11 protein-coding genes and 1 pseudogene are annotated in these 16,624 nt (G+C 64.3%); 3 read left to right on the top strand and 9 right to left on the bottom strand.

All coding sequences use genetic code 11. The features are described from left to right. The 4 genes and pseudogenes from AYB31_RS20205 to uvrD form a co-directional block, all read right to left on the bottom strand. Positions 1 to 220 (bottom strand): annotated as a pseudogene (locus AYB31_RS20205) (hypothetical protein); the annotation flags it as partial. 85 nt (positions 221 to 305) lie between these two features. Continuing rightward, positions 306 to 884: a TetR/AcrR family transcriptional regulator gene (locus tag AYB31_RS20200; RefSeq protein WP_068830810.1), complete on the bottom strand. Its 579-nt coding sequence runs from the start codon at positions 882 to 884 to the stop codon at positions 306 to 308. Between the two features lie 258 nt (positions 885 to 1,142). After that, positions 1,143 to 2,234, bottom strand: coding sequence for a TRAP transporter substrate-binding protein (locus AYB31_RS20195; protein WP_068830809.1), 1,092 nt, complete (start codon positions 2,232 to 2,234; stop codon positions 1,143 to 1,145). Positions 2,235 to 2,262: 28 nt separating this feature from the next. Next, on the bottom strand, positions 2,263 to 4,452 hold the full coding sequence (gene uvrD, locus AYB31_RS20190) for a DNA helicase II (protein ID WP_068830808.1): 2,190 nt from the start codon (positions 4,450 to 4,452) through the stop codon (positions 2,263 to 2,265). A 221-nt stretch (positions 4,453 to 4,673) separates the two neighbouring features. On the opposite strand from uvrD, the gene AYB31_RS20185 reads away from it, so the two are divergent. From AYB31_RS20185 to AYB31_RS20175, 3 genes are all read left to right on the top strand, one after another. Next, positions 4,674 to 7,517, top strand: coding sequence for a GGDEF domain-containing phosphodiesterase (locus AYB31_RS20185; protein WP_236715589.1), 2,844 nt, complete (start codon positions 4,674 to 4,676; stop codon positions 7,515 to 7,517). A 369-nt stretch (positions 7,518 to 7,886) separates the two neighbouring features. Further along, entirely contained in the window at positions 7,887 to 9,443 is a 1,557-nt protein-coding gene (locus AYB31_RS20180; protein WP_068830806.1) for a wax ester/triacylglycerol synthase family O-acyltransferase, read from the top strand. Between the two features lie 45 nt (positions 9,444 to 9,488). Next, the gene (locus AYB31_RS20175) at positions 9,489 to 10,940 is read left to right on the top strand and encodes a DUF3336 domain-containing protein (protein WP_068830805.1); all 1,452 of its coding nucleotides are present in this window, start codon (positions 9,489 to 9,491) and stop codon (positions 10,938 to 10,940) included. A gap of 13 nt (positions 10,941 to 10,953) precedes the next feature. Here AYB31_RS20175 and trhP read toward each other — a convergent pair whose 3' ends face one another. The 5 genes from trhP to AYB31_RS22090 all read right to left on the bottom strand — a co-directional run. Next, a complete protein-coding gene (gene trhP / locus AYB31_RS20170) occupies positions 10,954 to 12,273 on the bottom strand; it encodes a prephenate-dependent tRNA uridine(34) hydroxylase TrhP (RefSeq protein WP_068830804.1) in 1,320 nt (439 codons plus the stop codon). 75 nt (positions 12,274 to 12,348) lie between these two features. Beyond that, positions 12,349 to 12,555: a hypothetical protein gene (locus tag AYB31_RS20165; protein ID WP_068830803.1), complete on the bottom strand. Its 207-nt coding sequence runs from the start codon at positions 12,553 to 12,555 to the stop codon at positions 12,349 to 12,351. Positions 12,556 to 12,585: 30 nt separating this feature from the next. Continuing rightward, positions 12,586 to 13,479: a tetratricopeptide repeat protein gene (locus AYB31_RS20160; RefSeq protein ID WP_068830802.1), complete on the bottom strand. Its 894-nt coding sequence runs from the start codon at positions 13,477 to 13,479 to the stop codon at positions 12,586 to 12,588. Continuing rightward, a complete protein-coding gene (locus AYB31_RS20155) occupies positions 13,460 to 15,679 on the bottom strand; it encodes a phospholipase D-like domain-containing protein (protein WP_068830801.1) in 2,220 nt (739 codons plus the stop codon). Before AYB31_RS20155 ends, AYB31_RS20160 begins: the two co-directional genes overlap by 20 nt. A gap of 19 nt (positions 15,680 to 15,698) precedes the next feature. Further along, a partial coding sequence (locus tag AYB31_RS22090) for a bacteriophage T4 gp5 trimerisation domain-containing protein (RefSeq protein ID WP_442961848.1) occupies positions 15,699 to 16,624 on the bottom strand: 926 nt, incomplete at its 5' end.

Genomic DNA, 16,624 nt, shown 5'->3' with positions numbered 1-16,624 from the left:
GGCCGAGCCAGCGCGAGGCACCACTGGCGGCCGGTCGTGCGGCAGCGGCTGCACCGGTGGCCGCGGCAGGCTGGCTGGCCTTGGGCGCGTCCATCTGGCGGGTCTGGTGGGTCGGCGCGGAGCCGAAGGACTTGCCGCTGCCCAGACGTTTGGCGCTGGCGTCGAGGCTGAGGGTCAGACCCAGGCACAGGGCCAGGGCAATGCTGAGAAAACGCTGCATGTGGGGTGATCCCGCTGAGGTTGTGATTCGCGCGCCATGCTGCCCCAGTGCCGCAATCCTGGCCAGCCGTAGAATGTTTCCGGATTTATGTGCGCAGCAGCCAGCTCAGGGGCCCGCTGCGCAGGCGTCGGCGCAGCAGCGCGCGCAGGTCGGCCTGGTCCTCGTCGGGGTGGCGCAGCCAGTGGAGGAAGGTGCACAGGTAGGCGCCGCTCAGCAGGCTCTCCTCGGCAATGCGGGTCAGGTGCAGGCTCTGCCGCCGTGCCGCCTCGCGCCACCACTGCACGGTGCGGCTGATACGCAGCAGGCCGCCGACCTGCAGGTGGACATGGCCGGGCTCCAGCTTGTACAGCAGCATCTGCCCGGTTACCGCGCGGTGCGGGGCGAGAGCGGCAAGCCAGGCGATCAGCAGTTCTTCCAGGCGTTTCTCGGCATTCAGTGCCGCCAGATCGGCGTCCTTGGCGCGGCTCAGCAGGGCCTGGTCGGCGCGGTCGAACCAGGCTTCCACCAGATCGTCCTTTTGTCGGTAATGCTTGGCGATGGCAGCCAGATCGCAACCAAGTTCGTCCGCCACCTCGTGCAGGTGCAGGCGCTCCCAGCCGCAGATATCGGCGAGATCGAGGGCTTTGTCGAGGATCAGGGCGGCGGAAGGGCTCGAGCGCGGCATGTGCATACCTCCGCTCGACAGTATGGTCAGCCCAGGCGGCGGGCTGGCAGGAGCTGACGGATGGCCAGCCTGTGGTCCGGCGGCGCGAGCCTGTAGGAGGGGCCTTGGCCGCGACGGGGCGCTTGCGATCTTGCCTGCATCGCGGCTAAAGCCGCTCCCACGAAGAGCAGGAGCTGCTCGGTTTGGCCGCTTGGCGTGCCAATCGGTGGGGTTGGCTGTGCGCTACCCCACCTACCGCTTCAGCTGGTGCCGGCGCCTTTAGCGCCAGTCGTACAGTTCTTTCTCGGCCAGGGCATGCATGGGCGCGACCTGGGCCTGGAAGGCCTGCATCGAGGCCCAGATGCGGCCGTTCAGCTCACTCTGCGCGGCCAGTTCGCCGAGCACCACGGCGGACTGCTGGCGCAGGGCTTCGAGCACTTCGTCGGGGAAGCGCTTGAGCTGGGTACCCTGCAGCTTGAGCTGCTCCAGGGCGCGGGCGTTGTTATAGACGTAGTCGTCCTGCATGTCCTGATTGGCGGCGCGAGCGGCTTCCTCGACTATGGCTTCGAGGTCGTCCGGCAGGCTGTCCAGGGCCTTCTGGTTGATCAGCAGCTCCAGCGCCGCCTGTGGTTCCTGCCAGCCCGGGTAGTAGTAGTACTTGGCCGCCTTGTGCAGGCCGAAGGCCAAGTCGTTGTATGGGCTGACCCAGTCGGTGGCGTCGATGGCGCCGGTCTGCAGGGCGGTGAACACTTCGCCGCCGGGCAGGTTGACGGTGGTGGCGCCGAGCTTGCTCAGCACCTCGCCGCCGAGGCCGGGCATGCGGATCTTCAGGCCCTTGAGGTCGTCCAGCGAGTGGATTTCCTTGTTGTACCAGCCGCCCATCTGCATGCCGGTGTTGCCCACTGCCAGCGGCTTCACGCCGAACGGCGCGTAGGCCTCGGTCCACAGCTTGAGGCCGTCGCCGTGGCTGAGCCAGGCGTTCATCTCGCTGGCGGACAGGCCGAAGGGCACGGCGGTGAAGAACTGCGCGGCCGGAACCTTGCCTTTCCAGTAATAAGCGGCGCCATGACCCAGTTCGGCAGTGCCCTGGGATACCGCGTCGAACACTTCCAGCGCCGGCACCAGCTCACCGGCGGCGTAGACCTTGATCTGCAGGCGCCCGCCGCTCATGGTCGCGACCCGCTCGGCAAAACGGTTGGCCGCGGTACCCAGGCCGGGGTAGTTCTTCGGCCAGGCGGTGACCATCTTCCACTGCAACTGCTGCACCGGGGCGGTGGCAGCCTGCTGGGCGGATTGGTCTTCATCCTTGCAGGCGGCCAGGCCGAGGGCGGCGAGGATGCCGGCGAGCAGCATCAGGGGGCGGCGGATCATGGAGGCTCCTTGTTGTGTTTTTATCGAATCAAATCGGTTCCAGCTTGGCGTAGGCCAGCATCAGCCATTTGCTGCCTTCACTGGCGAAGTTCACCTGCACGCGGGCCTGGGCGCCGCTGCCTTCGAAGTTGAGGATCACGCCTTCGCCGAACAGACTGTGGCGCACGGCCTGGCCGAGGCTGAAGGGGGTTTCCGGCACGGCCGCGCCGCTGAACATCGAGCCACCGCTCATGCTGCGCGCCGGGGTGCTGTAGGGGCGGCTGACGCTGTTGGACAGGCGCACTTCCTGGATCAGCGCCGGCGGGATCTCGCGGACGAAGCGCGACACCTTGTTGTAGGTCTCGTTGCCGTACAGACGGCGGGTCTCGGCGTAGGTCAGCACCAGCTGCTGCATGGCGCGGGTCACGCCGACATAGGCCAGGCGCCGCTCTTCCTCGAGGCGGCCTGGCTCTTCCAGGCTCATCTTGTGCGGGAACAGGCCTTCTTCCATGCCGACCAGGAACACCAGGGGGAACTCCAGGCCCTTGGCGCTGTGCAGGGTCATCAGCTGCACGCTTTCCTCGTGCTCGTCGGCCTGGGTGTCGCCGGCCTCCAGTGAGGCATGGGTGAGGAAGGCCGCCAGCGGCGACAGCTCGTCGTCTTCGTCGTTCTCGAAGTTGCGCGCGGCGCTGACCAGTTCCTCCAGGTTTTCTACCCGCGCCTGGGCCTTTTCGCCCTTCTCGGCCTGGTGCCAGGCGAGCAGGCCGCTCTGCTCGATGACCGTCTGGGTCATCAGGTGCAGCGGCATATCCAGCACTTTCGCGGCGAGGTTTTCGATCAATTCGACGAAGCCGCTGAGGGCCCCTGCGGCGCGACCAGGCAGGGCCTTGCCGGCGATCAGCTGCTGCATCGCTGCCCACATCGACAGGTCGCTGTGGCGGGCGTGCTCGCGGATCGCCTCGACGGTTTTCTCGCCGACGCCACGAGTCGGCACGTTGATCACCCGCTCCAGCGCGGCGTCGTTGTGCCGGCCGTCGAGCAGGCGCAGGTAGGCCACGGCATTCTTGATCTCGGCGCGCTCGAAGAAGCGCTGGCCACCATAGATGCGGTAGGGAATCTTCTCGCGCAGCAGGGCCTCTTCCAGCACTCGCGACTGGGCGTTGGAGCGGTAGAGGATGGCGATTTCGCTGCGCTTGAGGCCGTCCTTGCGCAGGGCTGCCTCGATCGATTCGACCACGTAGCGCGCTTCGTCGTGCTCGTTGAAGGCGGCGTACAGGCTGATCGGTTCGCCATCGCTGCCGTCGGTCCACAATTCCTTGCCCAGGCGCCCGTTATTGTTGGCGATCAGTGCGTTGGCGGCTTTGAGGATGCCGGCAGTGGAGCGGTAGTTCTGCTCCAGGCGGATCATCTGGGTGTCACTGAAGTCGCTGGAGAACTGCTGGATGTTCTCGATCTTGGCGCCGCGCCAGCCGTAGATCGACTGGTCGTCGTCGCCCACCACCATCAGGCTTTCGCCGCCCTTGGCGAGGAAACGCAGCCAGGCGTACTGCACGGCGTTGGTGTCCTGGAACTCGTCGACCAGGATGTGGCGGAAGCGCTTCTGGTAGTGCGCCAGCAGGTCGGGCTTGTCGCGCCACAGGTCGAGGGCGCGCAGCAGCAGCTCGGCGAAGTCGATCACCCCGGTGCGCGCGCAGGCCGCTTCGTAAGCCTCGTAGATTTTCAGCATGGTGGCGAGGAACAGGTCACCGCCGGGCTGGATGTGCTTGGGCCGCAGGCCCTCGTCCTTCTGCCCGTTGATGAACCACTGCGCCTGCTTGGCCGGCCAGCGCTGCTCGTCCAGGCCCAGCTCGCGGATCACCCGCTTGACCAGGCGCTGCTGGTCGTCGGAGTCGAGAATCTGGAAGTTCTCGCTCAGCCCGGCTTCCTGCCAGTGCGCCCGGAGGATGCGGTGGGCCAGGCCGTGGAAGGTGCCGACCCACATGCCACCAGGGCTCTCGCCGAGCATCTGCTCGATGCGCTGGCGCATCTCGGCGGCCGCCTTGTTGGTGAAGGTCACCGACAGGATGCTGTAGGGCGAGGCGCCGAGGAACTGGATGAGGAAGGCGATGCGGTGCACCAGCACGCGGGTCTTGCCGGAGCCGGCACCGGCGAGCACCAGCTGGCGGCCAAGCGGCGCAGCCACGGCCTGGCACTGGGCATCGTTGAGGGAGGCGAGGAGAAGTTCGGGATCATTATGCATCGCGGCATTCTACGGGCCGGGTTGGGGGGCGGCAAACCGTGACCGGATACGGATGAATAGTCAGTGCACACTTGTGCGCCATCCGTCGAGCGATGCCATTAAAAAGCCAGCTTCGGGCTTGGGCGAGCCCTCTAGCTCGGGTATGCTCGGCCGACGTCGGGCACACCATTACAAGAAAACAGCCTATGACCCAGTCTCCTCGGGGGGCTTCCGCCAGCACCATGGCGGATGACTCGCACGCCATTTTTCAGCGCTTCGCCACCGAAATTGCGGTGGAGCGCACCCGTATGCTCTACCAGGGTTCCCAGGTACCGACGCTGTTCATGCTGCTTGGCGCGTTGGCCTGCGCCGGCCTGCTCTGGCAGCCACAGCAGAGCCTGCTGCTGGCCGGCTGGTTGGTGTGGGTGGTGCTGCTGGCGGTGCTGCGTCTGATCCAGATGGCCGCCTTCAAGGCCGCACTGCCTTCGCGCCAGGCCAACCCGCACTGGCGGCGCATGTTCCTGGTCGGTGCCGGCCTGTCGGGCCTGAGCCTGGCTTTCGCGGTGATCTTCCTGGTACCGGCCGACCAGTTCCTGCTGCAGGCGCTGGTCTACGGCCTGATTGCCGGCGCCATCCTCTCTGCCAGCGTGGCCTACGCGGTCAGCCTGCCGGCCTTCCTGGCCTTTTCCCTGCCCTGCCTGCTGCCCTCCATTACCTACCTGCTGCTCGGTGCCGAGTTGCAGCACCAGGGTTGGGGGTTGCTCGGGCTGATTCTGTTGCTGAGCCTGTGGGTGGTGGCCTGGCAGGTCCACCGTCTGGTTCAGCGTGGCCTGTTGCAGCGCTTTCATAATCAGGCGCTGATCGAGGGGCTGGAGCATGCCCGTCAGAGCGCCGAGGGTCTCAATCAGGAGCTGGCCCGTGAGGTGGAACAGCGCCGCCGCGCCGAGCGCGAGCTGCGTCAGGCCCACGACGAGCTGGAAATCCGCGTGGCCCAGCGCACCCTGGAGCTGGACGACGCCAGTCACGCTCTGGGCAAGAGCGAAGCGCGCCTGGCCCTGGCCCTGGAGGCCAGCGAGCTGGGTTTGTGGGACTGGAACCTACAGACCGACGAGGTGCATCACAGCCACCTGGAAAGCATCTTCGGCATCCGCCAGGAGGACGTGAAGGGCGTGCTCACGCACCTCAAGCCACGCCTGCACCCGGACGATCTACCGCTGCTGCGTCGGGCGCTGGTCGAACACCTCAAGGGCCGCAGCGACGGCTATTGCGTGGAGTACCGGGTGCGCCACGCCGATGGCCGCTGGCGCTGGGTCGAGGACCGCGGCCGGGCGGTAGAGCGCAATGAACAGGGCGAGGTGCTGCGCATGCTCGGCACCCGCCGCGACATCACCGAGCGCAAGCGCCAGGACGAGGAACAGCGTCTGGCCGCCACGGTATTCGAGGCCACCGGCGAAGGCATCGTCATCCTCGACGCCGACTACCTGCTGCTGTCGGTCAACCAGGCCTTCAGCGAAGTCACCGGCTACCGCAAGGACGAGGTGCTCGGCCGCAGCGTCGCCACCCTGGTCAGCAGCCGCGAGGCGCGGCGCCAGTACCAGCTGATCCGCGAACAGCTGGAGCTGCATGGCAGCTGGCGCGGCGAACTGCTGGAAGCACGCAAGAATGGTGAGCTGTACCCGCAGTGGCTGCAGCTCAATGCGGTGCGCGACAGCCAGGGCCGGGTCAGTCATATCGTCGGCTTCTTCTCCGACCTGTCGCAGCGCCGGCAGACCGAGGAGCGCCTGCGCTACCTGTCGCAATACGACGAACTCACCGGCCTGGCCAACCGCACGCTGTTCCGCGAGCGCCTGCACGAGGCCGGCGAACGGGTACGCTCGGGTGAGGGCCAGATCGCCTTGCTGCATATCGATCTGGATCGCTTCAACCTGCTCAACGACAGCCTCGGCCATGAAGTGGCCGACCAGTTGCTGCGGCAGATGGCGCGCCGCCTGAGCCAGGCGGTGCCGGAGGCCAACACGGTGGCGCGCCTGGCGGGCGACGAATTCGCCATCCTGCTCGACGCCCACGGCAGTCTCTCGGCGCTGGCGCGCACCGCCAGTCGGCTGCTGAGCAAACTGCGTACGCCGATGGATGTCGGCGGCCACGAACTGGTGGTCAGCGCCTCGGTCGGCATCAGCCTGCTGCCGGACAACGCCCGCGAGATCTCCGCGCTGATCAGCCAGGCCGGCATGGCCATGCAGCACGCCAAGCACCTGGGCGGCAACACCTTCCAGTTCTATACCGACAACCTGCAGGCCTGCACTCTGGAGCGTCTGCAGCTGGAAACCCAGCTGCGTAAGGCCATCGAGGAAGGCCAGCTGGAGGTCTTCTACCAGCCCAAGCTGTGCCTGGCCGACGACAGCCTGAACGCCGCCGAGGCGCTGGTGCGCTGGCGCCACCCGGAGCTGGGGCTGGTGCCGCCCGGCGATTTCATTCCGCTGGCCGAGGAGACCGGGCTGATCGCACCGATCGGCGAGTTCGTCCTGCGCCAGGCCTGCCGCCAGGCGCGCGAATGGCAGCTGACCGGGCTCGCCGATCTGCGCGTGTCGGTCAACCTTTCGGTGCACCAGTTGCGCCAGGGCAGCCTGATCGGCCTGGTGCGTCAGGTGCTCGATGAAACCGAGCTGCCCTCTCATCTACTGGAGCTGGAGCTGACCGAGAGCCAGCTGCTGGACAACGTGGAGAACGTCATCAGCACCTTCCAGCAGCTGCGTGACCTGGGCGTGAAGCTGGCGATCGACGACTTCGGCACCGGCTACTCCTCGCTGAGCTATCTCAAGCGCTTCCCGGTGGACTACGTGAAGATCGACCAGACCTTCGTCCGCGACCTGGCCGCCGGTGGCGAGGATGCGGCGATCACCCGCGCCATCATCGCCATGGCCCACGGTCTGGAGTTGAAGGTGGTGGCCGAGGGCGTAGAGACCCAGGCGCAGATGGACTTCCTCAAGCTGCAACGCTGTGACGAAATCCAGGGCTACCTGATCAGCCCGCCGGTGCCGGCGGCGCAGTTCGCCGAGTTGCTGCGGGCGCAGGTGGAGATGAGCTGAAGCCCGGAGCACAGCGCATTCCGCTACAGCCGGTGGGCCGACCTGGCGTGCGCCCGGGAATCGGCCGCGCCGAGTAGTAACACTCGCCAGGCGCTGTCATACCCGCCTCGCTCGAAATATTCATTTGTAGGGTGCCAGCCGCATATCGGGCTGACGAGCCGGGCTTTGCCTATTAGGCTCGACCTTACGGCACCGATTGCGTGCCGCCCTGCCCGCCATAACAACAATTCAGTCCGCCGCAGCGAAGAACGCCCGAGCCGTGCCAATGCCCTTGGCCTCGCGCCCGGCGTACGGTTTTGTCGCGGCCTCGTGGCGGGTAGTGGGCGAGATTCTTCATTGACCAGGGGCATGCAGGAAGGAACGCAGCAGATGAAACAGCTCAGTCCGATGGATTCGCACTTTTTCTATTTCGAGACCCCCAACCAGCCGATGGTCATCGGCAGCCTCTGGCTGTGCGACCAGAATGCTGCGCCCAATGGCATCGTCCGCCACAAGGAAATCCTCCAGTACATCGGCGATCGTCTCAACACCACGCCGATGTTCCGCCGCCGTCTGGCGCATGCGCCGCTGCGCCTGGACGACCCCTACTGGCTGGAAGACGAAAGCTTCGATCTCGAATACCACGTGCGCCACGTCGGCCTGCCGCAGCCGGGTGACTGGCGGCAGTTGTGCATCTTCACCGCGCGCACCATGTCGCGCACCCTCGACATGGATCGCGCGCCCTGGGAGATCTACATCATCGAGGGCCTGAACAACGTCAAGGGTGTGCCGGAGAACAGCTTCGCCGTGCTGATCCGCTTCCACCACGCCTACGTCGACGGCAAGTCCGCGCTGGAGCTGAGTACTGCGCTGATGGAGGACACCGCGCAGCACGAGTTCGGCAAGCGCAGCAACGTCGAGTATGTCGAGCGCGTTCCCACCGGGCTGGAGATGTGGGCGCGCACGACGCCGCGCCTGCTGGGGCAGTCGCTGCGCAGCCTGAAGGCCGGCCTGACCATCGCACAGAAGAGTGCGCAGCTGGTCGCGCAACTGCGCGGCGACGCCCGCCCCGAGCAGCGCCGCGTGCCGCAGAGCATCTTCAACACGGCGGTGACGCCGCACCGTGCCTATGGCGGGCATGTCTGGCGCCTGCAGGACCTCAAGCGCATCCGCCAATTGCGCAAGGAGGCGTCGCTCAACGACGTCATCATCAGCATCATCGCCGGCGGCATGCGCCGTTACCTGCTCAAGCACGACAAGCTGCCGACCGAGGGCTCGCTGGTGTCCATGTGCCCGGTGTCGCTGCGCGCCGAAGAAACGCGCAAGGAGGGCGGCAATATGATCTCGGCCATGTACATCGCCGTCGGCACCGATATCGATGATCCCCTCACCCGCCTGGAGGCCGTGCACCGCCGTACCCTGCGCGGTATTCCCTTGGCCAAGGACGTGCTCTACGACCTGGGCAACTCCGCTGGCGAGCTGGTCCCGCCCTACATCCGTTCCATGGCCAGCTGGGTGCAGACCAAGGCGCGTTTCTTCAGCAAGGTGCCACTGATCAACACCATCATCACCAATGTGCCGGGCATCCCCGGCATGGTGCCGCGCTACTTCGCCGGTGCGCCGATCCTGTCGATCTTCCCGCTGGTGCCGGTGGCCGACGGCATGGCCATCAGTCACGGCATCACCGGTATCTACGACAACATCAATCTCGGTGTGCTGGCCGACCGCGGCGTGGTGCCGGACATGGACTTCTACATCGGCTGCATCGAGGCCTCCACCGAGCAGTACCTGAGCCTGGCCGCGCAGCAGGAGGCCCGGCTTGCCGAGCAAGGCGCCCAGCAGGCGCTGGCCGCAGCGGTGGAACAGGTCGCCCCGGTGCCGACGCCGGCGCCGGCGCCGCGCCGCGGCCGCAAGAGCGCCAGCGCGCTGAACGAAAAACGCGGATGAACTCCGGGGCTGCGGCCCCGAACCGGAACAGCGGAGGTAGGCGAGATGGTACTGGCACGACTGCAAACCCGGCAGCTGTTGAAGAAGATGGATGCCGCGCAAAACTATGCACAGTGGGCGGAGCAGGCGGCGGCCTACGACCTGGAAACCGGCATGAGCGAATGGAAGAGCGCCGATGCCTGCAAGAGCTATGACTATCGTGCGCTGCGCCAGCGCCTTGACCTGATCCGCGACCTGCGCTTTCGCAAGGACTACCAGCAGCTGCTGTTCACCCTCAACGAGGGCCTGCACGGCAACGTCGGCGGCATGGGCAAGCCGGCGCTGTACAACAAGGCCAAGCTGGGCACCAAGAACCTCATCCACCAGTTCGTGCGTGAGATCAGTGGCGCCCTGCACGATATCGACGAGGTCGACGAGTCGGTCATTTCGCTGCACGAGAAGGAAGACTTCTTCATCCGTGCCGGCCACTGCTTCGGCCGCTCGGCGCTGATGCTCAGCGGCGGTGCGGTGCTCGGCTTCTTCCATGCCGGCGTGGTCAAGGCGCTGTTCGAGCAGGGCCTGCTGCCGGACATCATCTCCGGCTCCAGCGCCGGCTCGATCATCGCCGCCACCGCCTGCAGCCACACCGACGAAGAACTGTCGCAGCGCCTGAGCATCGACAACCTGCACCACGAGGTCGACCAGACCTCATCGATCCGCCCGACCCTGTCGCCCTTCGCCAGCCGCAACCAGCCGATGGACGCCAACAATCTGCGCGACTACCTGGGCAAGATCATTCCCGACCTGACCTTCCAGGAGGCCTACGAGCTGACCGGGCGCAAGCTCAACATCACGGTCACCGGCCTGTCGCCCGCGCAGGCGCCGCGCCTGCTCAACGCCATTACCTCGCCCAACGTGCTGATTCGCTCGGCAGTCATGGCCTCCTGCGCGATCTACGGCATCTACCCGCCGGTGACACTGCTGTGCCGCAACGCCAAGGGCGAGACCGTGCCCTACCTGCCGGACCTGCGCTGGATCGACGGCTCCTTCGTCGATGATCTGCCGGCCAAGCGCCTGAGCCGCCTGTACGGGGTCAACCACTTCATCGCCAGCATGACCAACCCGGCGGCGCTGGCCATCACCCCCGATCCCGACGCCCCCGGCAACCTGCTGCGCCAGACGTTCAATTACCAGCGGCGGATCGTCAAGAACGTCACCACCGAGATGCTCAAGATCAGCCGCGATCACCTGCGCTTCAAGTCGCCGGCGCTGAACATGATCCAGCACCTCAGCTATGGCGTGCTGGCCCAGGACTACACGGCCGACATCAACATCTTCCTGCGCAACCGCTGGGATCACCCGCTGCGCCTGCTGGCGCCGCCCTCGCGCCAGGCCATGCTGCGCCTGATCCGCGAGGGCGAACGCTCCACCTGGGAGCGGATCGAGATGGTGCGCAACTGCACTGCCATCAGCCGTACCCTGGACGAGATCCTGCACCGGCGTGGCTGGGAGCAGTAGGGCGCGTTGCTACCTACGCGGGGCTGCAGCGCAGCAGCAGGGCGTGCTGCAGGTCGAGCTCGGCCGGTAGCGGCAGATAGACGGTGTGGCCGTCGCCGGGGGCGACTTCGGTGGCGCTGCCGTCGGCCTTTTCCAGCGCGCCGAGAATGAAGTCCAGGTTGCCGCGCGGAGTCATCAGCTGCAGAGGGTCGCCGACGGCGAAACGGTTCTTCACCCGCACCTCGGCCAACCCGCCGCGCCGGGCTCCGGTCAGTTCGCCGACGAACTGCGCGCGCTCGCTCAGCGAGTTGCCGCGCAGGTAGTTCTGATACTCGTCGTGTACGTGGCGGCGCAGGAAACCCTCGGTGTAGCCACGGTTGGCCAGTGACTCCAGGTCGTCCATCAGGCTCGGGTCGAACGGGCGGCCGGCCACAGCATCGTCGATGGCACGGCGATAGGCCTGGGCGCAGCGCGCCACGTAGAAATGGCTCTTGGTACGGCCCTCGATCTTCAGCGAGTGCACGCCCATGCGTGTCAGCCGCTCGACATGCTGGATGGCGCGCAGGTCCTTGGAGTTCATGATGTAGGTGCCGTGCTCATCCTCGAAGGCCTCCATCAGCTCGCCGGGACGGCTCTCGTCCTCCAGCAGGAACACCCGCTCGGTCGGTGCGCCCTGACCGAGGGTTGGCTGGCAGCTCTTGACGATGGCACCCAGCGGGTCTTCCTGGCCCTCGTGAGCCTGGTACTGCCAGCGGCAGGCGTTGGTGCAGGTGCCCTGGTTGGGGTCGCGCTTGTTGAGGTAGCCGGACAGCAGGCAGCGCCCGGAATAGGCCATGCACAGCGCGCCGTGAACGAACACCTCCAGCTCCATGCCCGGCACCTGCTGGCGGATCTCCTCGATCTCTTCCAGGCCCAGCTCACGGGACAGAATCACCCGCGTCAGGCCCTGACGGCGCCAGAACTCCACACTGGCCCAGTTCACCGCATTGGCCTGCACCGACAGATGAATGGGCATCTGCGGGAAATGCTCGCGCACCAGCATGATCAGGCCCGAATCGGACATGATCAGCGCATCCGGCCCCATGGCGACCACCGGCTCCAGGTCCTTGAGAAAGGTCTTCAGCTTGGCGTTGTGCGGCGCGATATTGACCACCACATAGAAGCGCTTGCCCAGTGCATGCGCCCCATCGATGCCGATGGCCAGGTTGGCGTGGTCGAACTCGTTGTTGCGCACCCGCAGGCTGTAGCGCGGCTGCCCCGCATACACCGCGTCGGCGCCGTAGGCGAAGGCGTAACGCATGGACTTGAGGGTGCCGGCGGGGCAGAGCAGTTCGGGGGCGTGGAGCGGGGGCATGGCGGCACGAGCATCTGAAAACAGGCGCAGATGGTGCCCGCTAACACGCCGCCGGGTGTTGATCCAGCGCAGCTCTCAGTGCGATGGCGAGCAGATCAACCCGAGCACGCCGAACAGCAGGGCTATTCCCAGCAACAGCTTGGCGAGGAAGAACAACACATCGACTGACCCGCTGACCTGACCACTTCCCGTGACGGCCCCGGCAACGCCAGCGCCGCCGAGCAGGAAGCAGAGAATCGACAGGGCGAGTGCGGCGAGTGCGCCGATGAGGAGTTTGTTCATGGTTTCCATCCTTGGAAGCGTTGGTTGAGGTCAGAGTTCGAAACGGCGGTCAGGGTGCTCGGCGTCGTAGCCCTGCTTGGGGTGTGGTGGCAGGGGATGTTTCTTGGCCAGGTCGGGAAAGCGCAGCTCAGGGTCATCGTTTACTTGATACATCAACGTCTTGTAGAAATCGGAGAGGCTCTTGTCAGGTTTGTAGCCTCGGGTGAACGCTGGTCCTGACTCCGGGTTGAAGACCTGATAAAGCTCCATGAGCCCATTTGTGCTTCCAAGAGCAGCGGCCCGTTGGTAGTAGAAGAGGGCTCGAGGCTGGTTGTCTTTGCTGATTTCGAAGAACTGAGCCGCTTCGATGATTGCCTCTGGCACTTCTTGGGCACCGGCACATTGGAAATATTGTTCGGCCATTACATCGTCCTGTTTCTCGCGAGGCAGCGAGAAAGCGAAGAAGTTGCCAAGTGCAACCTGTGCCTGCGGGCTGCCCAGCTGTGCCGCCTGGAACATATAGGAGCTGGCCATACGGTCATCGCGCAGCATGCCTTTGCCACGCTCGGCAGCTACGGCCCAGTTGTAGTAGCCAAGCGGTACTTTCAGCTCGACCATGCGCTCGTAGAGGTCAAGCATCTTCTGTGTGTTCTTTTCCACCCCTGGTCGCCCTGGCCAGCCGGTGCGATAGAGGCGGGCCAGGTTATGCATCGCCTTCCAGTGATCCTTGGCGATGGCCTGCTCGTACAGTTCGACAACCCGTGGCCAGTCGCGCAGCTCCTTCTCGAGTCCCCTGGCTTCCTGGAACCAGAGTTCGGCCTCGGGATCCAGTGGTGGATTGTGGTCCCTTTCATAGGCACAGGTGAATTTTGGATAGGCCATCGCCGGAACTCCATGTATGGCAACAAGGGAGAAGAAGAGAAAATTAATCAGCTGCAGTCGCATAGGGCGTCTCCACATCCCAGAATCGCGTCAAGTGAGCGATCAGAGGTTGGTTACTCGCTCTGTTCTTCCAGTTCTTGTTCATCACGCGGTTCCAGTTATTGAAGTTCAGCTTGGCGTCACATAGACCATTGGCATCATTGAGAGCCTCTCCCATATGCAGTTTCCAGAGCTCCTCACGAAAATGCCTGGCCAGCTTTGGATTGGGTGAGCACACCCCTAGCTCCGAGTCGGTATGCATGCTGCGCGCATTGATGTTGGCCGAACTGACCAGGCTGAACACGTCGTCCACCACCAGCAGCTTCGAGTGGATGTAGATATCGCGGAAGCGCGCTTGCTGCCCCTGCGACAGAGAGCCGCCGGGTTCGGGAGAACACGCGGTGAGGGTGCCGATGACGACCTTCAGCCCCGGCAGCTCCTCGAGCTCATAAGGTTTCACATCCTCATCTTCTCCCTCTTTGGGCGCAGCCAGCTTAGGGATATCAGCTTTCTGCAGGCCGCCGAGGCGTTCCTCCACTTCCGGGGTGATGCCCTGAGCTTCCAGCTCGGCTATTTCGCTCTCTAGCTGAGGGATGCGTGCTTGCTCACCCGAGCGCCCAGTGGTGTCGGCTTTGATGGCGGCCAGGCGACGACGCTTGCGTATCAGTTTCTCAGCCAGGTCGCGTTGGGCCTGAGGCATCAACTGTTCCTGACCGAGTTCCTGCATCATGCTGTAGGTGGAGCTGGAGTAGAAACTGCCGTTGGGGTTGTTGGTCGCGACAAACAGGTACAGGTCATCTTTGCGTCCGCGCTCCTTGTAGGCGGCTGCCAGGGTGCGCAGTTGCTGTGCAAAGGTCGGATAGCGGAAGTACTGGTTCTCAATGTAGATGTAATTGCGAGCATTGCCGATGGCCTTGCGATAGGCCTCGAGTATCGAGGTCTCATCGTTCTCCTGCGGCTGGGTGCGGATGATTTGTGCGATGTTCGCTCCGCGAGGCTCGAAGGCGTCTGGTTGAGTGCCTTGGCGCTGTTTCTTCAGGCCATCGTTGAACCAGCGCTTGATCCAGAAAGTTTCACGGTCCCAGGCATTGCTGAAGTTGTCATTCAGGTCGTGCAGCACCGGGCCACGGACCATGGTCGAGATGTCCTGCCACGGACCGAATCCGGGGCTGCGTCGCGCCGCTCTGTCATCGAACAGGTGGGCGCTGGTATCCCAGTAGTTGCGATGCATGTTGTGCCCCATGACGAAGCCGACTGCATTGGCATGGTCTTCGTAGTCGATCAGCACCATCTTTTGGTGGTGGCTGGCGAAGAAAGTCAGGGCCAGGATCTGCTTGTAGTTGAGGTCGGGGGCTTCGCCAGACAGTAGGCGCGTGAGCATCTTGAAACGGTCGGATTCCGCAAGAAAAGTGAGACCGCCGAAGATCGGGTAGAGCACGCCTACGGTGTTAAAGTCGCGGGTTCGGAACTCGACGTTCTGCATCCAGCCCTTGTGTACTCGGCGGAACCAGTTGCGTGTGAATTCTTGGTCTTGTGGATCTAGTTTGGGTGCGCCGGAGCCGGACATGCCGCCGTAGCCCGTGGTGGCCTCGGTCACTTCCTTGATGCGCTTGTCGATGGATCGATTCTCGGCCTCGAGTTGCGCGATGCGCCCCTGAGTATCTCGCTCCATCGCAGAGTCGTAGTTTGTCATCTCGCCATGTTGGCGGCGTTGTCGAGAGCTCTCCAAGGTGGTGTAGAGGCGGTCGATGGTGATCTGATTGTGCTGGCGTTGCGTCTGTAACCGAGTGATCTCCTCTGGTTGCTTGGCAGGCTGTCCCGAGGTCATTCCCGAGCCCATGGCCGTTCCGCCGGAGCCCGCCAAGCCGTCACCGATTACTGTGTTTTCCATGATATTGGCTAGCGGGTTTTTCCAGATCAGTACTCGCACGTTGACGCCAAAACGTGCACGGAGATCGAGTAGCTCGCCGATACGATCACTGCCCGGCTTGAAGCGCATGGCCGGGTCGAAGCCCCAGCTGATGATGTCCACACTTTTCTGTGCGGACTGTATGGCGTCATAGACCGCTCCGAACGCCGATTCGCCATTGATCAATGGTGTTACCTCCACGCCAGCGCGCGGTGGATAGAGCGCCTTCTGTGCAAACCAATCCATGGTCAAAGTGCCGCTCTGGTACTGCTTGGGGATCAGCTTGTGGGACTGTGGGCTGTAATCCGATGTCATGATGCGTCCTTGCTTACCGTTACGACTTGGTCTTGCCGCTAGAGGCCCAGGCAGCGAGCCGGTAGTCCTCTGCTGACTGCAGGGGAGCCAGCTGATCGGCCTGGGCGTGATAGTCGCGATAGCCCTGTCGTGCCAGTTGTTCGCTAAGTGTTGGCGGGTTTTCTTCGATTGCTTCGCTGGCCTCTATTTCGAAGCGATGCCCGTTCACCAGTTCGATGGCGTAGAGACAAGTGCCTGGCAGGTGCTTGAAGGTCACTCGACCATCGGGGCCGGTCAGCTCTTCTTGCAGTAGTTGCCCGTCGGCATACAGGCTGTAGGGCTCGTTTTTGTAGCCGGGATGCTCTGGAAGGGGGCTGATCAACAGGCTGAGTGTGTGGATGACATCCGGAGCGGGTTGTGACAGGGCTTGCTTTAGGAGCTTTCCGGCTTTGTCCGTTGCGGCCGGGAGCGGAATGATCGGCAGCATGCTGGTATTGCCGCTGCCCGCCCCTGGCGCGCCCCCCGAGTTCATCTTGATGGTCGCGCCGCTCAGAGTGACGCCGCTAGGGTCAAGCTTGAGGAAACTGCCACCGCCCTTGGCGGTGAGCTCCATGCCGGCGTCGATGACTACCTTGCTGCCGGCGTAATAGTGAATCTCGTTACCCGCCTCGACGAACTGCCCCGTGCCCAGCTTCACATGCTGGGTGGTGGCCACGGTGAGGTGGTCATTGGCGCGGATTTCGGTCTTGCGGTCGGCGTGGGTGGTGCGGTGTTCCTCGGCCTTGAGCTCGGTGTAGCTGTTGGCTTCCACGGTGTCGTGACGCTCGTGGCCGATGCGGATCTTCTGGTCGTGTTCGACGTTCTCGTCCCAGTCCTTTTGGGCGTGGATATAGATCTGCTCCTGGCCCTTGCGGTCTTCGATGCGCAGTTCGTTGTAGCCGCCGCCACCGGGTGAGCTGAGGGTCT

The sequence above is a fragment of the Pseudomonas sp. BMS12 genome (assembly GCF_001592875.1).
Taxonomy (GTDB): domain Bacteria; phylum Pseudomonadota; class Gammaproteobacteria; order Pseudomonadales; family Pseudomonadaceae; genus Aquipseudomonas.
Note: the sequence above shows the minus strand (reverse complement) of the source record. Positions and strands in the feature narration are given on the sequence as shown.

Coding starts and splice junctions, on each gene's coding strand:
- AYB31_RS20200 (WP_068830810.1), bottom strand. CDS start 884: ATGCCGCGCTCGAGCCCTTCCGCCGCCCTGATCCTCGACAAAGCCCTC.
- AYB31_RS20195 (WP_068830809.1), bottom strand. CDS start 2,234: ATGATCCGCCGCCCCCTGATGCTGCTCGCCGGCATCCTCGCCGCCCTC.
- uvrD (WP_068830808.1), bottom strand. CDS start 4,452: ATGCATAATGATCCCGAACTTCTCCTCGCCTCCCTCAACGATGCCCAG.
- AYB31_RS20185 (WP_236715589.1), top strand. CDS start 4,674: ATGGCGGATGACTCGCACGCCATTTTTCAGCGCTTCGCCACCGAAATT.
- AYB31_RS20180 (WP_068830806.1), top strand. CDS start 7,887: ATGAAACAGCTCAGTCCGATGGATTCGCACTTTTTCTATTTCGAGACC.
- AYB31_RS20175 (WP_068830805.1), top strand. CDS start 9,489: ATGGTACTGGCACGACTGCAAACCCGGCAGCTGTTGAAGAAGATGGAT.
- trhP (WP_068830804.1), bottom strand. CDS start 12,273: ATGCCCCCGCTCCACGCCCCCGAACTGCTCTGCCCCGCCGGCACCCTC.
- AYB31_RS20165 (WP_068830803.1), bottom strand. CDS start 12,555: ATGAACAAACTCCTCATCGGCGCACTCGCCGCACTCGCCCTGTCGATT.
- AYB31_RS20160 (WP_068830802.1), bottom strand. CDS start 13,479: ATGCGACTGCAGCTGATTAATTTTCTCTTCTTCTCCCTTGTTGCCATA.
- AYB31_RS20155 (WP_068830801.1), bottom strand. CDS start 15,679: ATGACATCGGATTACAGCCCACAGTCCCACAAGCTGATCCCCAAGCAG.